13 protein-coding genes are annotated in these 19467 nt (G+C 43.7%); 8 read left to right on the plus strand and 5 right to left on the minus strand.

Annotation, left to right across the window (positions count from 1 at the left end; translation table 11 throughout):
- The first annotated feature begins 167 nt into the window (after positions 1-167).
- The 8 genes from F9K33_07625 (at position 168) to F9K33_07660 (ending at position 10775) form a co-directional block, all read left to right on the plus strand.
- On the plus strand, positions 168-1376 hold the full coding sequence (locus F9K33_07625) for a glycosyl transferase (protein ID KAB2879857.1): 1209 nt from the start codon (positions 168-170) through the stop codon (positions 1374-1376).
- 193 nt (positions 1377-1569) lie between these two features.
- Positions 1570-3186, plus strand: coding sequence for a sodium/solute symporter (locus F9K33_07630; protein ID KAB2879858.1), 1617 nt, complete (start codon positions 1570-1572; stop codon positions 3184-3186).
- Between the two features lie 201 nt (positions 3187-3387).
- Positions 3388-5652 carry a SpoIIE family protein phosphatase gene (locus F9K33_07635; protein ID KAB2879859.1) on the plus strand — a complete coding sequence of 755 codons (2265 nt, stop codon included), beginning with the start codon at positions 3388-3390 and terminating at the stop codon, positions 5650-5652.
- A 115-nt stretch (positions 5653-5767) separates the two neighbouring features.
- A complete protein-coding gene (locus tag F9K33_07640; GenBank protein ID KAB2879860.1) occupies positions 5768-6133 on the plus strand; it encodes an STAS domain-containing protein in 366 nt (121 codons plus the stop codon).
- A 64-nt stretch (positions 6134-6197) separates the two neighbouring features.
- The gene (locus tag F9K33_07645) at positions 6198-6608 is read left to right on the plus strand and encodes an ATP-binding protein (GenBank protein KAB2879884.1); all 411 of its coding nucleotides are present in this window, start codon (positions 6198-6200) and stop codon (positions 6606-6608) included.
- A gap of 89 nt (positions 6609-6697) precedes the next feature.
- Positions 6698-8302, plus strand: coding sequence for a hypothetical protein (locus tag F9K33_07650; protein KAB2879861.1), 1605 nt, complete (start codon positions 6698-6700; stop codon positions 8300-8302).
- A gap of 87 nt (positions 8303-8389) precedes the next feature.
- Positions 8390-9703 (plus strand): 3-phosphoshikimate 1-carboxyvinyltransferase, encoded by a 1314-nt coding sequence (gene aroA, locus F9K33_07655; GenBank protein KAB2879862.1) that lies wholly within the window; start codon positions 8390-8392, stop codon positions 9701-9703.
- Between the two features lie 37 nt (positions 9704-9740).
- A complete protein-coding gene (locus F9K33_07660; protein ID KAB2879863.1) occupies positions 9741-10775 on the plus strand; it encodes a Gfo/Idh/MocA family oxidoreductase in 1035 nt (344 codons plus the stop codon).
- 41 nt (positions 10776-10816) lie between these two features.
- Here F9K33_07660 and F9K33_07665 read toward each other — a convergent pair whose 3' ends face one another.
- From F9K33_07665 to F9K33_07685, 5 genes are all read right to left on the minus strand, one after another.
- On the minus strand, positions 10817-12103 hold the full coding sequence (locus tag F9K33_07665; protein KAB2879864.1) for an HlyC/CorC family transporter: 1287 nt from the start codon (positions 12101-12103) through the stop codon (positions 10817-10819).
- A gap of 86 nt (positions 12104-12189) precedes the next feature.
- Positions 12190-13749 (minus strand): aldehyde dehydrogenase family protein, encoded by a 1560-nt coding sequence (locus F9K33_07670; GenBank protein KAB2879865.1) that lies wholly within the window; start codon positions 13747-13749, stop codon positions 12190-12192.
- A gap of 446 nt (positions 13750-14195) precedes the next feature.
- The gene (locus tag F9K33_07675; protein ID KAB2879866.1) at positions 14196-16331 is read right to left on the minus strand and encodes a hypothetical protein; all 2136 of its coding nucleotides are present in this window, start codon (positions 16329-16331) and stop codon (positions 14196-14198) included.
- A 134-nt stretch (positions 16332-16465) separates the two neighbouring features.
- Positions 16466-17452 (minus strand): MoxR family ATPase, encoded by a 987-nt coding sequence (locus F9K33_07680; protein ID KAB2879867.1) that lies wholly within the window; start codon positions 17450-17452, stop codon positions 16466-16468.
- A gap of 3 nt (positions 17453-17455) precedes the next feature.
- Positions 17456-19423: a SpoIIE family protein phosphatase gene (locus tag F9K33_07685; protein KAB2879868.1), complete on the minus strand. Its 1968-nt coding sequence runs from the start codon at positions 19421-19423 to the stop codon at positions 17456-17458.
- Positions 19424-19467: the final 44 nt, after the last annotated feature.

Consider the following 19467-nt stretch of genomic DNA (forward strand, 5'->3'; position numbering starts at 1 on the left):
AAAATCAGTTTGTCAATAGTATTTGTAGATGAAAATAATCATTTGAATGACCTCGATAAATTTACTCAAAATTAAAACGCATTGCAATGTATTGCAATAATTATCTTAATTATTTAACTTAACAGTGCAAATCGAATTCAAGTATTCAAGAAAATAAGTAATACAATATGGCTGATTTTTTTCAAAATGGCAGCGTAACCACTTTACAAAAACTGAAGGATCGACCGATCGAGGAGATAGAAGAAGAACTACGGCAGTTTGCTAAGAAGAAAAATGTGGTTTTATTGCTCCCGTCCTTGTATTCGGAATTTGAAGGTCCCGCGATGCCGCACATCGTCGAGGAATTGCGTCATGTCGATTATTTATTTCAGATCGTGTTATCGCTGGATAGTGCCGATGACCGGCAGTTTCAAAAAGTAAAATCGATTTTCGCGGATTTCCCGTCTAAAGTGAAAATCATCTGGCATGATGGACCGAAAATGTCCGAAATGTATCATAAGTTGAAAGGTAGCGGTTTTGATATCAGTACCCCGGGCAAAGGTCGTTCTGTTTGGGTCACATTGTTATATATCCTTGCGGATAATGATGTGGATGTTATTGCGCTCCACGATTGTGATATTGTGAATTACAAACGGGAGTTGCCGGCACGTTTGATCTATCCCCTGGTTCATCCGGCGCTTCATTATGAATTCAGTAAAGGGTATTATGCGCGTGTGACTCACAAGCTATACGGCCGCGTTACACGCTTATTTTATACCCCGATCATACGCGCGTTAAAAAAAATAATCGGGCTAAACTCTTTTCTTGAATACCTGGACAGTTTCCGTTATCCGCTTTCCGGAGAATTTGCTTTTGTTCGGACATTAGCTAAAGGAATCCGCATCTCCCCGACGTGGGGACTCGAAGTATCCATGTTGAGCGAGGTATATCAAAATGCATCCGTTAACAGGATCTGTCAGGTTGAAATTCAGGAAACCTATGAACACAAACACCAGGAACTGAAAAAAGACAAACCAAATGAAGGTTTAGTCCGCATGGCCAATGACATTTCCCTAACTCTTTTCCGGGTATTGAGTCAGGATGGGATAGTCATGTCACGCGCTTTCTACTCAACATTGCTCACCACGTACATTCAGGAATCACGGAAAGCCATAGATATTTTTAATGCGGTCTCCGTGATCAACGGGCTATCTTATGACCGTAACAGTGAGCTTGAAGCCGTTGACGCCTTTGTAAACGCCCTGAAATCTGCTGTGCAGGAGTTCACGCAGGATCCGATAGGCGTACGGATGCTCCCGGCGTTTGTACGAATTGTAGCTGCGCTTCCCGAATTTACCAATCAGTTGGTCGAACACGTCAATCATGATAATGCGTGATTGACACATCCATGCAGCTCATCGTTTATTATTTTTCAATTTAATAATCCACTTAATCGTATTGACTGAAAAATAATGATCAGCTAAGATTTTTATTCCATCGGATTTATTGGAATTCATCATAATCAGTTTTACATCTCAACAAATTTCGGACGATTGATTTTGCAGTTGCCTTTAATTTGATGGCAAAGTTATGGAACAAATAGACTGGATCATCGTTTTCGGCTACATCGTTTTGATTATTGGCATCAGTATAATAATTGGACGTCGCCAAAAAACGCAGGAGGACTATTATCTGGCAGGGCGCTCGATGGGTGCCTGGAAAATTGCTCTGTCCATCGTTGCCACGCAGGTCAGTGCGATAAGTTTGATAGGCGTTCCGGCATTTGTCGCCGCAAATCCGAGCGGCGGCTTAGTATGGCTTCAATACGAATTTGCCGTACCCCTCGCGATGATTCTGATCATGACCGTATTATTACCTGTCTATCATCGTTTGCGCGTAATCAGTATTTATGAGTATCTTGAAAAGCGGTTTGGCCGTCAAGTCCGGTTATTGTTAAGTATGGTTTTTCTGATCAGCCGCGGGCTGGGAAGCGGCGTGATGCTTCTCGCCACTTCAATTTTGACCGCCGCCTGCCTCGGCCTTGATATTATTACAACTATTCTGATCATGGGAGTGGTGTCTATCATCTATACATCCATCGGCGGAATCACGGCAGACATATACAGCGACATTATCCAGTTAATCGTTCTCTGGATCAGCACATTTATCCTGGTTGGGATTGTCATATCCTTGCTAAATTTTGACACATTGAGTTTGACGTCCATAGAACAACAGCGGTTAAATATTTTCGATTTTCAATCCACGGGTTTAGGTGATGGGCAGACCTTTGGGTTTTGGCCGATGCTTTTCGGCGGCATATTTTTATATTTCTCATATTACGGGTGTGATCAAAGTCAGGCGCAGCGATTATTAACGACTCCGACAGTTCAGGAAGCCCGAAAATCCTTATTTCTGAACGGTCTGTTACGATTTCCGTTGGTGTTGACCTACTGTGCCTTTGGAGTATTATTAATTCCTTATTTGGCTCAAAATTCCGTTATGGCGGAAAAAATAAAAGAGGTCGGGCCTGATTATTTGGTGCCTTATTTTCTGCTCGAGTACGTGCCTAAAGGTTTTCTGGGGCTTACAGTTTCCGGTATTTTTGCCGCTTCCATGTCCAGTTTAGACAGTTCGTTAAATTCGTTAAGTGCTTCGACTTGGCGGGATGTTATTTTAAACTACCATCGTTCTGCATTGAATTGGACTCCCCGGAATTCTGTGCTGATCTCCAGAGTTTTGACCGTTGTATGGGGAGTCATTTGCACCGGATTCGCCGTATTGCTTACCGTGAGTTCAGATACAGTCATCGAACTGATTAACAAAATCGGTTCTGTTTTTTACGGGCCGGTCGCCGCTATCTTCGTTTTAGGCATCCTAATTCGATCGGCCAATCAAACCGGCGCAATTATTGGGTTAGTAGCAGGAGTTAGTGTCAACATAGGATTGTGGGTTTTTGCCGGACAATCTGTTTCCTGGCTCTGGTGGAACCCCATTGGCTTTCTTATTTCATTCTTCACCGGTATGGTTCTCGGGAGGATAACAGGTTTGAATAAATACGTTGTAGTTCAGGGATCGACCGGAATTAATAAGAATGATATTTACTCTGAAAAAACGGTATTTTATTCAATTGGCTTAACCGTTGGATTTGTTTTCATACTGATAATCTGCCTGCTGACTGAATCCTTTCTGCAGAAATTCTTGATGTAGTTTAAAATTTTGTAATGAATGTATTCCAAATACTTCTCACTTCTCCGGTCCGATTTTGATATTTTTCACCCATACGATGTATTCATGCTTGAATGTGACTTTTTGTTTATCTACTTTTCTAAATTAATGAGAAACATAAATTTCGATTATTCGTAGATAATCTCCAGAAGCGATCACTGAAAGCTCTGAAATACTATTCGAATGGAAAATCCCTCCAAAATATTACGGCTGAATATCGTTTTTATTATTTTATTGTTCCTTACGGGACTTGGTATCAGTTCATTTCTTTTTTATGCTCGTATCCGTTTTACTCTTGGAGTTGTTCTCAATGAAGCCGTCATAATTGGTGTTTTAGTGCTCGTTCTATACACCGTATTTACCAATGGCCGGCTTGATGAAATGAGCATTACCCGCAAACTCAGATCAGGTCTCTTACTCATGTTGGCAATTTATACTGTGGGGTTCGTGATAGCGTTTATGCTGCAGCCTGAGTATAAACCCCCAAGATATGCCGGCGGTAATGTGATGGAACCCAACTCTTTATCGGCCGTGCTAGTGGCGCATGTGATCGGAATCGTAGCGGTCGTATGTCTTTCGATTATGCTGAGGTTGATTCAGACGCTTATTTTTCACCGTCGAAAAAAAAACACACAGAATCACTTTTTTGTGTTTGTTCTCCTTGCCGGACTCACCATTCTCTCAACTGCTTTAACCGGCAAACCGTTGCGGTATGATCCTTCCGCCAACCATGTTGTCACGTTCGTGCTGCTTATTCTGACGACCATTTTCATGTCACTGAACGTGGTACGGGTCGGCTGGGTCACGGTACTTAACCGGCGGCAAAAATTATTTACATTCCTTGGCGGCATTATCTTCACTGTAGTGGCGTCGGGCCTTTTAGGCGCGCCGATCGGCGGAGGCATTACGTTCTCGGACATAGTCGAATCTTACAGCCTGTCGGCCGGCTCGTTCCTGTTCATCGTAGCGATTTTCGTTTTTTTCTACAGTATTACAACGACCGTCAATACGTTGATGCATTTGCCGACAGCTGCAATTTATGACAAGAAAGTGCGCGAGATTAATTCCATCTACAGCCTCAGCCGAACGATCAATTCCCTTTTTGATTTTGACAAGATCGTTGTTACCGTTACCGATCTGGTTTGCGAAGCCACGAACGCGCAGGCATCGTGGCTGGAGATGACTAAGGCCAAAAATCCGTCATTCCGAGGCCAGTTTGATTTTGTTGCATTAAAAACAAAAGACAATTTTCATGTTCACTTTTTGGAACTGAGTTCAAAAAAATATCTTACCAAAGGCGGGGATTCACAATTATTTCCATCGAACGATCTTGATTACTTGCATTATTTAGTTCAGCCGGTCGAAATGATTTTACAAACAAAGAAACCGATTGTCATTAATCAGGTTAAAAAGGATAAAACGACTAAGGATCTGAAACGTACGCCAATGGAGTCTCTTGTAGGTGTTCCTCTTATTTCCAACGATGAAATTGTAGGCGTACTCTATGCTGCAAAAGCGCAGCAATTTGGATTTGACCAGGATGATATTGCGATCATATCCGCATTTGCAAACCAGACTACCGTTGCTCTGGAGAATACGAGGCTTGTCAAAGAATCCTTGGAAAAAGAACGGTTGGAGCAGGAATTGCGCATTGCGCACGAAGTGCAGATGAGGCTGATCCCACAACAAATTCCCACGATCAGAAACGAAACCGGCACGAAAGGACTCGATATAGGCGCAATGACGCTTCCCGCCAATGAAGTCGGCGGGGACTATTACGATTTCGTTAAGTTGGCGGATTGGCGTCTAGGCATTGTGGTTGCTGATGTTTCCGGAAAAGGTACTTCGGCTGCATTTTATATGGCGGAAATCAAAGGAATTATTCAGGCGTTAGCTGGAATTTATTCTGCACCAAAGGACCTGATGATTGCGGTCAATGAAGTTTTATATGGAAGCATGGATCGAAAATCTTTTATTACCGTTCTCTATGTTGACTTTGATATTTCAAAAAACGAATTACGTTTTGCGCGCGCAGGGCATTGTCCGCTGCTGCACGTTTGCGGTGAAGAAAATAATTTTGTTCGTCCGGACGGCATCGGACTTGGGCTGGACAACGGGTTGCTTTTTCGTAATTCGATGGAGGAACATGTGATAAAGGTTCAAAATGAGGACATTTTCGTTATGTACTCTGACGGATTAATTGAGGCGCGAAATCCAAATGGCGAGGAATTTGGGGAGGACAGACTATGCGCGTCAGTTCAATCAGTTCGCAGCCTCGATGCTCAAACGATCAAAGATAAGATCATTCAGGACGTCAGTTTTTTCGAAAACGGATCTAAGGCGCACGACGATTTGACTTGCGTTGTATTAAAATTGAAAGAACTTTCGGTTGATGCGGAAACGCACGTTTCATCGCCGCGCAAAGATGCCGTGCTTGTACAGGGTTGAAATGACGGCCATGGGTTTAACTTTCGGCTTGAATTAAATGAAAAATAGGATTACAATACTCATACTCTAAAATGTATTCTATTTTTCATCCATTAACTAATGTAGGAATGGTTCAATGAGCGGATTCGAAGTCTTTCGAAAAGACAACCAGGACGTTTCAGTACTCTTCTTAAAAGGGTATCTGGATGCCCATACGTATCCTAATTTTGAAGCAGAGCTTCAAAAATTGGTTGATGAAAAGCGATATAAAATTATCGTCGACTTCAATGACCTGAGCTACATTTCAAGTGCGGGGCTGGGCGTTTTCATGGGCTTCATCGAAACGGTCCGTGATAATTCCGGCGACATCAAGCTATGCTCCATGTCGAGCAAGGTGTTTAAGGTTTTTGATTTGTTGGGTTTTCCGACGATCTATCAGATTTTGAAAGATGCGGAAGAAGCTCATAACAAATTTAAGGACACCGGCAGTGTATCCGGATAATGACTCAAAGATGTAATATAGGGTGAATTGAAGAGGTTTTAGAGTGAAAAAGAAATCGGCAAATATTTTTACGTTAAATATTCCCAGTCGAACGGATAATCTGGAGATCATCAGGGAGTTTATCATTGGGATTGCAAAAAAATTCGGATTTGATGATGAAGGAATCAGTGAAATTGAGCTGGCCGTAGATGAAGCTTGCGCAAACGTGATCAAACATGCATACAATTACGATGAAAATAAAAAGATAGATATAACCGTAGAAACCAATTTGTCTAAACTCACCATTACGATAAGCGATCAGGGCCGAGGATTCGATCCCGGCAAATTGGAAAGCCCGGAACAACGCCTACAAAAACACGCGCGCGGCGGTTTGGGCATCGCGCTGATCAAAAAGGTTATGGATGAAGTAAGTTTCGATCTTCATCCCGGCAGTAACCACGTTAAAATGGTAAAATATATTTCTAATCCTAATTAATTCCTTCCTTGCATTTCTTTTAATTCCCGCTCTATATTAATCATGATCTTTGCACATAACGAAAAGTAATCGTACTCATGACGTTCGCTTTGTCAGATATTATAACATACCTGAGCCCCGTGGTGTTTTTGTATCCGGAAATTCATTATGTGTTTAAGTGGCTTCCATTCAGCCGTTATCGTATTGGCGAACCGGAAATAATCGCTGACGCCCCCTATCGCGTCGAACCGAATCGTGATTTACCCGTTCTACTTTTGGTTAAGGATGCGGATAAGCACCCGGTCAGGCTTATCAGAGCCGTAATTACATTATGCGGAGGATCGAATACAGCCGTTCATGAAATTGGGATAAATGAACTGGTGGATTCGCCCTGGTGGCGGAAGATTTTTAACGTAAACATTCCACCGGACTGGCGTGGTCAAGTTTTGTCGGTCGACGTTCAAATTGATTATCAAATTGGGGGAAATCATAAAACACTCCATAATGATAATTGCTTTGGATTGAGTCAAGATCCTTTGAAAGTCTTAGCTGCAAAAGATCCGACGCCGGCATTTGAAAACTGGTTTCAGGGTGATTTGCATTTCCACACGGATTATACCAGCGATCAGGTTGAATTCGGAGCGCCGATGGATGCGGCGGTAGAAATGGCCCATGCGCTTGGGCTGAGTTTTTTTGCTGCAACAGATCATTCTTATGATCTGGATGACTATGAAGATAATTATTTGCTGAATGATCCGGTGTTAAAAAAATGGAAGAGATCGCGGGAAGAAATCAAAACACTCAATACAGTAAATAAAGATCGGATGGTCATCATTCCAGGGGAAGAAGTGTCCTGTTCAAATGAGGAAGGGCGTAACGTGCACTGTTTGGTGCTTGATCATGACGATTTTCTTCCAGGTTCGGGCGACAGCGCTGAGCGTTGGTTTCGGACCGATGCCGAGATGACCATCGGTGATGTTGCAAAAAAAGTAAGTTCTTCCGGATTAATGATAGCCGCTCATCCGAAAGATCCGGTGCCGTTGTTAGAAAAGTTTCTTATTCGCCGGGGACAATGGGCAGATACGGACTGCCGAACGAAGGGGATCAGCGGGCTGCAAATATTAAACGGACTTGACAACGACGCATTTACAGAAGGATTAGCGCAATGGGTTCGGCAATTACGGGACGGCGGCCGGAGCTACCTTTTTGCCGGAAATGATGCGCATGGAAATTTTAATCGGTATCGACAGGTCAAAATACCCATGCTTTTGCTGAATGAAATTGAAAACCATCAGGCTTTTGGGTGGGCTAGGACCGTGGTATGGTTGGGTCAAGATACTTTAACGGCAAAAAATATCATAAAACATTTACAATGCGGCCACGCAGTGATCAGTAACGGCCCACTCACCGTGTTCACCGTTCAAAATGAACATGGAGGTATATTCCAGATCGGAGAAACAGCAAACGGAAACAATTTAAAACTCATGCTTCGATGTAAGACTAATGCCGCATTGGGGAATTTTGCAGAAATAAAAATTATCGCCGGACAAATTGGAAAAGCAGAAGTCGTAATCGGCAATTTCCAATCCCTGCGGCATTTTATAGAATATGAAATTAAAGTACGTTCAGCCGCATACAGTTATTTCCGATGCGAAGCGAGAACCTCTGAAAATTTATTTTGCTACACCAATCCGATATGGGTTGAAAAGAGGTGAAGAAACTTTTAGCTTCCAAAATCACATTGCTTTTATGTGTTATCTTTTTTAAGTTTTTACAAGTAATTTTCCATAAAAAACAATTTGATGCGACCATTTGATATTCATTGTTCAAACGGCATTCACGTTGATAAGGAACTTCCGGGCGACAAATCGATCTCGCATCGCGTTGCGATCATTGCAGCGATAGCAGAAGGCGAATCGATTATACAAAATATGGCAACCGGCGCTGATGTTATATCTACGCTGCAATGTTTATCTCAATTGGGTGTGGAAATTGAAACTTCAGCGCGTGAAATACGGGTTAAAGGTAAAGGACTAAACGGGCTTCGAAAAACAGATCGGCATTTGGACTGCGGTAATTCCGGAACCACAGCACGTTTATTGGCCGGCGTTCTTGCTGGACAACCATTTGAGTCAGTTCTTGCAGGCGATGAGTCGCTTTCTAGAAGACCTATGAGACGCATTGCGAACCCATTGGGACGGATGGGAGCCGGAATCCAAATATCTGAAGGCGGAACTCTCCCCATGGCAATTTCCGGAACTGTATTGAAGGGATTGAGCCATACACTTGAAGTTGCAAGCGCGCAGGTAAAATCCTGTATACTCCTTGCCGGCATGTATGCTCAAGGGGAGACCACTATACTCGAAACGATTCCAACCCGTGACCATACGGAGAGGTTATTGCCCTTTATCCGGAAGGAATTTTTGCCTGATGCACATAAGTTGACCGTACACGGCGGCTGTAGTATATCGCCGTTCCATATGGCCGTGCCGGGAGATTTTTCATCGGCGGCATTTCTAATTGCAGCGGGAATCCTGATTCCCGATTCGAAGATTCGGTTACGTCGCGTGGGATTAAATCCGACGCGCACCGGATTGCTGGATGTTTTGAGAAGGATGGGAGCGCAGGTCACGATAGAGAACCAAGTTGAGGAAGCAATTGAACCATTTGGAGACATAGTTGTTTCTTATAATGGTCAGACGCTGCAAGGATGTTTACTGGATAAAAAAATAATCGCAAGTATTATTGATGAAATTCCGATTCTTGCAGTGCTTGGAACCCAAACCGATTCGGGTTTGGAAATAAGAAATGCATCTGAACTTCGAAATAAAGAATGTGACCGCATCACGGCGCTTGCGTATAATTTACGTCAAATGGGAGCTGAAGTTGACGAATTTGAAGACGGTTTATTTGTTCATCCATCTACTTTGAAGCCTGCTTCAATAAAGACTTTCGGTGATCACAGGATTGCGATGGCCTTTACCATTGCTGCCATGGCGGCCGGTGGCGTATCGACCATAGACGATAGCGAATGTATCGCGATCTCTTTCCCCGGGTTTATGAAGTATCTCGATATTGAACCAACCGATCGCCATCGGGAACTTTTATCGTGTTAAAATTTTGAACAGAATCTTGTAACATAGCGGAGGAATTATGGCCAAGGAAAAAGCGAAAAACGGAAAAATCAGAATCGGTGTTATTGGTTGCGGCGCCATAACGCAGATCATTCACTTTCCTATTCTGTCCAAAATGGAAGACGTCGAGATTGTGGCAATTGCCGATACGGATAAAACCAAAGTTCAGGCGCTTGGAGAAAAATACCATATAGAAAACAACTTTACCGATCATACCAAGCTGCTGGAACTGGATGATATTGACGCGGTACATATTTGCACGCCGAATAGTATGCATGCGGAGATGACGATCGATGCATTAGCTGCCGGAAAGCACGTGATGGTTGAAAAGCCGATTGCACGTACGTACGAAGAAGCAAAAAGTATGGCAGATGAGGCTCGAAAACGTAAAATGAAATTAATGGTAGGGATGAATCACCGATTCAGGCCGGATGCGATGATCTTGAAGAACTTTGTAAAAGGCAAAGAACTGGGAAAGATTTTTTATACGAAAGCAGGCTGGCTGCGCCGGCGCGGCAGTTGGAATGAAACCGAATGGGCGAAGAAAAAACAAATGGCCGGCGGCGGAGTTTTTATGGATCTCGGAATCCCCATGCTGGACCTGTCGTTATGGCTTATGGACAATCCAAAAGTGAAAAGCGTATACAGCGCAATGTACAATCATTATCAAAAAGAAGGCATTGAGGATTCGGCAACTGTTTTGATTCGCTTTGAAAATGACGCGATTCTGAGTCTTGAAGTGAGTTGGACGCTCTTGATGGAAAATGATTTTATGTACACCAATTTATTCGGAACGTTAGGCGGGGCTTTGCTCAATCCGCTTCGGATTCACAAAGAAATGCACGGCAATTTAGTCAATGTGACGCCGACGAAGATGGAGCGGCCTGAAAATAATTATAAAAAATCTTATGAATATGAAATAAAACATTTTGTCGAATGCGTCAAGCACGACCGGCCAGTTTTATCCAGCGCGGATGAAGCGGCAGAAGTCATGCGGATTTCCGAGGCCATTTACCAGTCGGCCAGAGAGAAAAAAGAGATTGTAATGAAATAAAATTTAATAGACTGAAGCTCTCATAAGCGAAAGCTTCAGGATTAATTCTGTCGGACGATCTTTACTTGCTGAATTTGTTTTGGCGACTTTTTGGTTATTTTGAACAAGATATTGCCGTGCCGTATTTCCTCGGATAAACTTGGAATGTGGCCGGCTTTTTCATTTAAAAAACCTGCCAGTGTTTCATAATCCCTGTCGGCAGGAAGATCCGAATGAAATTGTTCGTTGAAGGCGTCTATGCGCATTTTTGCATCTACGGTGAAACTTCCATCCGCGTGAGCTTCGAACTCTTTCTTTTCATCGTCGTATTCATCTTGAATTTGCCCCACAATTTTCTCTAGAATATTTTCAAGAGTGATGAGCCCGCTCGTCCCGCCAAATTCATCAATCACTATACCAATGTGAATCTTTTGCTGCTGAAAATCGTGCATCAGCCGGCTAATACTCGTTGTTTCCGGTGCAAAATAGACAGACCGTAAAATCTTTGTAAGATCGTGTTCGCTTGACCTGTCGATTTTAAAAAGGTCTTTGACATATAAAATGCCGATCAACGTGTCAACAGTTTCACGGAAAACGGGAATACGCGTAAACCCGCTGTCTACTGCCATCTTGAAGTTCTCATCAAAACTGCGATCTATATCCAGAGCAAACATCTGCGTGCGGGGCACCATGATTTCCTTGACGGTAGTCTCAGTAAAATCAAAAATATTCTCAATAAGTTTAAACTCCGTTGCATCAATTACGCCGCTTTTGCGTCCATCAGCAATTAGTAAACGAATTTCCGCTTCGGAGTGGCTGAGTTCGTGCTCTCCAACAGGCCGGATCCCAATGACCCGCAACATTAAATTGGCGCTGCCATTTAAGAAAAAAATAAACGGTTTAAAGATAATATAGAAAACGCGTAACGGATATGAGACCCAAAGAGTTGTATTCTTCGGGTACTGAATTGCCGCAGACTTGGGTGCGAGTTCTCCCAGAGTGATGTGTAAAAATGTTATAATCGAAAACCCGATTATAAATGAGACGGCGTGAATGATCTGCGGATTCACAATCCCAAAAAAATCGATCAATGGCGCAATCATACGTGAGACAGCCGGTTCACCGAACCATCCAAGGCCGATGCTGGCGATGGTAATACCAAGCTGTGTTGCCGATAAATACGCGTCGAGATGGGAAATCACCTCTTTTGCAATTTTAGCTCTGGCGTTCTTTTCATGCAGCAGCGTTTCTATCTGCGTCGACCGGACTTTTACAATTGCAAATTCTGCGGCTACAAAAAAACCGTTAGCCAGAACGAGAAAAAAAATGGCAAATATCTCAAAAACCACATGACTCCTTGTATTAATAAAAAAGAAAAGGTAATCCCGCAGTTGAGCGGAATTACCTATTAAATATGTAGATGCGGCAGACGATACTATTTTCTACTCTTGATAAATTCATCCACGATTCTATCGATATCTGTTTCTTTTAATGCTGATGAGCCATAGGTGCGTTCCCCTGAGCCCGACGGAATAGGCGTTTCCGATTTTTGTTTTTTGGGACGTGAGTCGAAGGCCGGCTGTTCGTATTTTGAGTCCGTACCTGAAGGTACGATTGGTGAAGGGGTTGTTTGGTGCACCAATGTCGATCTGAACGGACGAATTTCAAACGCCAATCTCTTGACATTGATCAGGTGCGTAGGCATGATGTTGTCCGTAGTGATTGAACCTCCGAGAGTTCCGGGCCCCAGTGTCATAGAAGGCGCAAGCCCCGTCGTATATCCGACTGCTCCCAGTGTCGAGACCGTATTTACACAAATGCGAAAGGCCGGTTTTTCAAGGCCAAAACGCATGATCACATCATGATCGTTGGAGTGAATGGACATCGTGTGCCCAATACCGCCGAAGTTCAGGATTTTGACTGCGAGATCGCATCCGGCTTCCCAACCGTCCACATAAAATAAGGACAAGACCGGGGACAGTTTTTCTGCCGACAAGGGTTCCTGTTTACCTACTTCTTTGCATGGCGCAACAAGTATCGTTGTATTTGCAGGAACTGAAAACCCGGCTTTCTCGGCGATGACGGACGCCGGCATGCCGATAATTTCCGTATTGAGTCTTCCGCGGCCAAACATGAGTTTTTCAAGTTTAGTTTTTTCGTCATCCGAACAGAGGTGCGCGCGATTGTTTTTTAATTCCGCCAATGCCTGTTCTTTCAGGGAGATATCCACGATCATGGAATTTTCGGACGAGCAAAGAAGGCCGTAATCAAAACATTTACCGGCAACGATATCCGCAACGGCTTTCTTGACGTTCGCCGTTTTTTCAATAAATGCCGGCGCGTTGCCGGATCCAACACCGTAAGCCGGTTTTCCGGAGCTGTATGCTGCATGAACAATTCCATGGCCGCCCGTGGCAAGTATCACGGCAATTTCGGGACAATGCATCAGCGCCTGTGTTCCCTCGATCGTCGGCGTTTGTATACAGCCGATCAGTCCTTTAGGAGCGCCGTGCATTTCCGCGGCTTTTCTTAGTATTTCAGAGGCCTCGAACGTGCATTTCGCTGCACGCGGGTGAGGCGCGACAGCAACGCCGTTACCTGCTTTGAGCGAGATCAGTATTTTATACATCACAGTTGACGTCGGGTTGGTAGTCGGGATAATGGCGGCAACGACACCCATCGGCCAGCCGATTTCATAAATCTTTTTCTTTTCGTCATGACGGATAACGCCGACGGTTTTCATATCCTTGATATAGTCGTATACATCCCTGGTGCCAAACTGATTCTTGACAATCTTGTCTTCATAACGGCCCATCCGTGTTTCTTCATAAGCTAATTTTGCCAGACGCTCGGCGGCTTCAAAACCTGCATCCGCCATGGCTTTGACAATCGCGTCAACCTGATTTTGTGAGAACTTTGCAAATTCTTTTTGAGCGGCGGCGGCTAAACGCGCCACGTCGCGCGCTTCCTGCATTGAAATAAGATCTTTGTCCATAAAGTATGTCGTTCGAATTGTTTCGAAAGAAATCAATTAAAAAAATATAGAGATTATAGAAACGACTTTCAAGGAATATGTACCAAAAATGATGAACAGTCTCTAGTTAAACATGAGGACTCCCATTAGCAACCGTAAAAAACAAAAAAGTCCAATCCGCTTCCGGACTGAACTTTCATTGCTTTCAAAAGGAATCTATTATTTCAGAGCGGCATCAATTTGCGCGGCCGTGCAAAAGCCTTTGGCTACCAAAACTTCGCCGATTTTTTTACCGCTGGCCGCCTGATCCTTCAAAGCTTCATCAAGCTGCGCCTGTGTAATTACGCCCTGACTGACTAATTTGTCACCTAACATGTTATTGTCCCTTTCTTGGTTTAATTATGTGAATAACCGTTAATTCATAAGGTCGTGAAGACGCTGTAAAAAAATACGCAGCCCTTTATTGTTTAGTTATAGAACTTTTTGCCTGATTTTTTCATTTCAAGAAGGAAATCACACGGTTTGAATCTGGCGCCGAATTTCTGTGTATAGGTTTCCAGAACATTAACTATCTTTTCAATTCCTTCCGAATCGGCATATCTCATCAGACCGCCGCGGAATGGAGGAAATCCCGTCCCGAAAATCATTCCGATTTCAATATCATCTACCGAATTGACAATACCTTCAGCAAGACACATGGCGGCTTCGTTGATCATCGGATAGGTCATGCGTTGTACCATTTCTTCTTTGCTGACGGAACCGTCGCCTTTAACATCAATGAGTGAATATACTTTTTCGTCAACCACGGCGCGTTTGTCGCCATGCACATAAAAACCTAATCCTCCCTTTTTCCCGAGCCGTTTGTCGGCATTTAGTTTTTCAAGCGCATGGGAACCTTGTACACGCGCACCGAATGCGTTTTCGAATATTTTTCCGACTTTATAGGCAACGTCTATTCCTACTTCGTCGATCAGCAACGCCGGTCCCATGGGCATGCCGAAATCCGTCATTACTTTGTCCATAGTTTCAATTTTGACGCCTTCTTCGAGTAAGAAGCCGGCTTCATTCAGATACGGCATTAAAAGGCGGTTAACTAGAAATCCGGCTCCGTCATTTACGACAATAGGTGTTTTGCCTAATCTTTTTGAAAACGAATAAATGGCAGCAACCGCTGTGTCGGATGTTTTCTTGCCGCGGATAATTTCTACCAGCGGCATACGGTGAACGGGATTGAAAAAATGCATGCCAATGAAATTTTCAGGCTTCTTGTAAGCCGTGGCCATTTCTGTTATCGATAAGGACGACGTATTGGATGCTACGATACATTCGTCATTAACATGCTTCGATAATTCGGCGATCACCTGTTTCTTAATATCCATATTTTCCACGATCGCTTCTACAATAAGTTCAGATCTTCCGAATCCCTGATAATCCAAAGTGCCTGTGATGTAGGCCATTTTCCGTTTCAGTTCCATTTTTGTGAGACGTCGGCGTTTCAGTTTTCGTTCGTATAACTTTCTTGATGCATCCAAGCCCAAGCCGATCGCTTGATGATTGATGTCCTTCAGGCGCACTTCAACATTATTATCCGAAAATAAATAGGCAATACCGCCGCCCATGACGCCTGCGCCCAAAACGCCGGAGTAACGTATCTGCGGCGCAGTAATCTTTTTATCGGTGACGCCCGTGTTCTTTTTGATATCTTCTGTTAACCGGAAAATACGGATGAGGTTTTTCGAAATCGGGGTAACGATCATTTCACCCAGGTATTTTGCTTCGATCTTCAAACCGTCTTCGAGGGATTTAGAAAAACCTTCCTTAACGGATTGTAAGGCGCGCAGCGGCGCCGGGTAATGTCCTTTGGTTTCTTTCAACACACTTTTTTTAGCCTGACTGAATATCACGCCTTTTCCGACGGTTTCCAGGAGAAAATTAACAACGCCTTTGACTTTTCTTCGTTCGGTATATTTCTTCGACTTGCCGTTGAGAAGTTCCGTGACAAATTCTAGCGCGTATTTTTCGTAAAAGTTTGCAGGTATGACTTTATCGACCAGGCAGGTCTTGTAGGCACGTATGGCGTCCAATGTTTTGCCTGACAGAATAAGCGGCAACGATCGCTGCAAACCGATCAGGCGCGGCAAGCGTTGGGTTCCTCCAAAACCGGGTATGATGCCGAGCATAACTTCCGGCAAGCCGATTTTCGTTTTTGGGCTGTCCGTGGCAAGCCGGTAATGACAGGCAAGCGAGAGTTCCGTTCCGCCTCCCATACAAGCGCCGTTGATGACACAGACGACAGGAAAGGGAAGCTTTTCCAGTTTGCTGAAAATCGCTTGACCGGCTGCTGCGCCTTGCTCGCCTACTTTTGCATCCGTAATGTTCTTGATCTCATCGATGTCTGCTCCAACAATAAAAATACCGTCTTTGGCGCTGGAAATAATACATGCCTTAATAGTTAAAGCATTGTTATTCATCCAATCGGTCGCGCGATTCAGTGACTCCATGACGGGCGTGGAGAGTTTATTAAATTTTTCATTCGGGAAATCAAAAACCAGATAAGCAATCTGGTCTCTGACGCTGAGCGTGAGTCCAAAATATGTTTCCATAGGAACCTGTTTGATTTTTGTGAAATTAAATGCCAAAAATCAAAACTTAAAATGATAAATAAAAAATCACAAATGGTTTTGCTCATCATCATCGATTTTTTTATCATTTTTCACTTTTTTGATTTTTGATTTAGTTAAGGCACTTCTATCTTATTAATGATTTGAGTCACGACTTCTTCGCTTGTTAGTTCCTCCGCCTCGGCCTCATACGTGAGAATAACCCTATGCCGAAAAACATCCATCGCGATGGCGCGAACATCCTCCGGAATAACATATCCACGACGTTTGATGAACGCGTAGGCTTTGGATGCAAGGATCAGATTGATCGAGGCACGCGGCGAGGCGCCGAATGAGATCAGGGGTTTAAGATCCGGTAATCCGTATTTTTCCGGCTGACGCGTCGCAAAAACCAAATCGACAATATAGTTTTCAATTTTTTCATCCAGATAAATGTCATTAACCGTTTTACGGGCCTGCAGGATCTGCTGAGGATTGATCACGGCGTTAACGCCCGTCGTACCTGTTGTTTTTGCCATACGCCGGATGATCTCGAGTTCTTCTTCACGTGAAGGATAACCGATCTTGAGCTTTAACATGAAGCGATCCACCTGCGCTTCCGGCAAAGGATAGGTTCCTTCCTGTTCAATCGGATTCTGCGTGGCAAGAACAAGAAACGGTTCATCTAACTTATGCGTCGTATCGCTGATAGTAACTTGTCTTTCCTGCATCGCTTCGAGCAGAGCGCTTTGTACTTTGGCCGGAGAACGGTTGATTTCATCGGCCAGAATCAGATTGGAAAAAATAGGCCCTTTTCGCGTGAAAAAATTGCCTTCTTTTTGATTATAAATTAATGTGCCGAGAAGATCCGCAGGCAAGAGGTCAGGCGTAAATTGGATACGCTGAAATTTTGTTTGTACGGTTTCCGCCAGCGTTTTGATTGCCAACGTCTTGGCTAATCCGGGTACGCCTTCCAGCAATACATGTCCGTTAGAAAATAGTGCGACCATCAACCGTTCGACCATATACTTTTGACCGACAATGACTCGTCCGATTTCCTTGATGATCCCGTCAATAAAAGCACTTTCGAGGTGAATACGTTCATTGAGTTCACGAATGTCCATAATCTAACTCCATGGGGTTTGCTGTTCAACTTTAATCACGACGAGCGTGATGTCATCTTGCTGATCTGTATCCGGCGCAAAATTCCGAACATGTTCGATGATATGATTTTGAATTTCTTTTGCGGATAGATGCGCATGTTCCGAAATGATTTTCTTCAAGCGGTCGTCGCCGAATAATTCGTCGCGGTCGTTAAATACTTCCGTGACTCCATCGGTGTAAAGTACAATAATATCGCCGTGGTCGATCAGTTTTGTCATCTGCCGGTATTCCTGATCTGGCAGAAAACCCAGCACAACTCCTCCTTCGCGAAGACTTATCCAATCGCCGGATTTTTTCAAGATCATCGGAGGGTTATGTCCGGCATTGGTGTAATACATAACCAGGCGTTCAAAATCAAGAGTGCAATAAAAAAAAGTTGCGAACCGGCCTTCCGCCGTATTGATACACAAAATATTATTAAGCGAGGAAACCATTTCTGCGGTGGTTTTGTATTCAAAAACTTTTCCCCTAAAACTCGTGTATAAAACCGACATCATGATTGCGCCGGGAACGCCTTTCCCGGAAACGTCGCCGATGCAGATACCAACTTGAGAATCATTTAGTTTCAGTATGTCATAAAAGTCGCCGCCGACGGCTTGACAGGGAATACTTTTGCCTGCTATGTCCAGATTTTCAATATGTGGAAATTCATGCGGAAGGATCGCTTGCTGAATTTTTCCGGCGATTTCCATTTCCTTATGCAGTTCCTCGCTTTTGATGGCGGCTTCGTTAAGCTGGGCATTCTTGATAGCGATGCCCGCTTCGCTTGCAAGGGCAACCAGGATGTCCAGAAATCCTTCATGGTAGGTGCCTAACGTATCGCTCTCCAGGTTGAGAACGCCAATGACACGATCGCCGTGGCTGATCGGAATCGTAATTTCCGACTGTGTATCGTCACGTACCGCTACATAATGTTCGTCAAAACTCACGTCTTTCACAATAACCGGCTTGGCAATTTTGGCAACATGACCGATCAGGCCTTGTCCCACATTCATTTTAATATCTTCAAGCACCTGTTCGTCATAACCTCGAATGACGGCGCTCTCAATTTCCTGATTGTCTTCATTCACGAGAAATATCCCGGCAGCATCGTATGGCACGATCGTTTTGATCGAATCGAGGATCATGTCGAGTAATTTTTCAAGGTGAATGGTGGAGTTGAACGTCTTTGCAATACTCAGAACCAGTTCTTTTTCGGTAGCGCTTTTTTTCAGCTGCGCATACAATCTGGCATTCTCGAGCGTATGGCCTACGCGCTGCAACGAAGTCCACAGAATTTTTTTATCTTCGCCGGTCAATTCGTAACGGGAACTCGTTTCTTTGCTCAGCGCAATGATTCCCGTCAATCCTTCTTTTTTCAGCATCGGAACGATATACCGATGTCCTTCGTATTTCAGTACGTCCAGTTTAAACTCCGGCTCCGTTCCGTTTTGAAAAGCAAGAAGGTCATCAACATCAAAAACTTTGCGTACACCCATCATTTTAATGTCGTATAGAAGATCCGTTCTTATTTTTTTTGAGATCAATCCGTCGCCGCCGGTTGAACTGATGAGTGAAAACATTTCAGGTCCGCGAAAATATAACGACACCTGCTGAACATTGAGGATTTTTCTTAATTTATCGGTGACTTTATCCGCTAATTCTTTATAGGAAGAGTTAGCCGATAAGGCGGAATCGAGACTCCGGATGCGTTCCTGACGGACGTAGTAATAGTTGTAAAGTATTTTCTTAATATACAGTTCGATCAATTTACGAAGCGGTTCATAAATGATCACTATAAGCGCGGCTTCGACGGTGTAGGCGGAGAAATCGTTGACGCGGGGAAAAAAACTATTAAACACATGCTCGCTTACCAGAAAAATAATAATAAAAATAAAAGCAAGGAGCGTATAGAGTATAAGGTTATTGAATTGTCGGAAAAACTTGAGCATGAGCGTGTTGGGAAAAATGTGTCTGATAAAAACGGTTTAATATA

This window comes from bacterium (assembly GCA_008933615.1).
In the GTDB taxonomy this organism is placed as follows: domain Bacteria; phylum CLD3; class CLD3; order SB21; family SB21; genus SB21.

Bases quoted from the DNA above. Each gene is read 5' to 3' on its own strand.
- F9K33_07625 (KAB2879857.1), top strand. From the start codon at position 168: ATGGCTGATTTTTTTCAAAATGGCAGCGTAACCACTTTACAAAAACTG.
- F9K33_07630 (KAB2879858.1), top strand. From the start codon at position 1,570: ATGGAACAAATAGACTGGATCATCGTTTTCGGCTACATCGTTTTGATT.
- F9K33_07635 (KAB2879859.1), top strand. From the start codon at position 3,388: ATGGAAAATCCCTCCAAAATATTACGGCTGAATATCGTTTTTATTATT.
- F9K33_07640 (KAB2879860.1), top strand. From the start codon at position 5,768: ATGAGCGGATTCGAAGTCTTTCGAAAAGACAACCAGGACGTTTCAGTA.
- aroA (KAB2879862.1), top strand. From the start codon at position 8,390: ATGCGACCATTTGATATTCATTGTTCAAACGGCATTCACGTTGATAAG.
- F9K33_07660 (KAB2879863.1), top strand. From the start codon at position 9,741: ATGGCCAAGGAAAAAGCGAAAAACGGAAAAATCAGAATCGGTGTTATT.
- F9K33_07670 (KAB2879865.1), bottom strand. From the start codon at position 13,749: ATGGACAAAGATCTTATTTCAATGCAGGAAGCGCGCGACGTGGCGCGT.
- F9K33_07675 (KAB2879866.1), bottom strand. From the start codon at position 16,331: ATGGAAACATATTTTGGACTCACGCTCAGCGTCAGAGACCAGATTGCT.
- F9K33_07680 (KAB2879867.1), bottom strand. From the start codon at position 17,452: ATGGACATTCGTGAACTCAATGAACGTATTCACCTCGAAAGTGCTTTT.
- F9K33_07685 (KAB2879868.1), bottom strand. From the start codon at position 19,423: ATGCTCAAGTTTTTCCGACAATTCAATAACCTTATACTCTATACGCTC.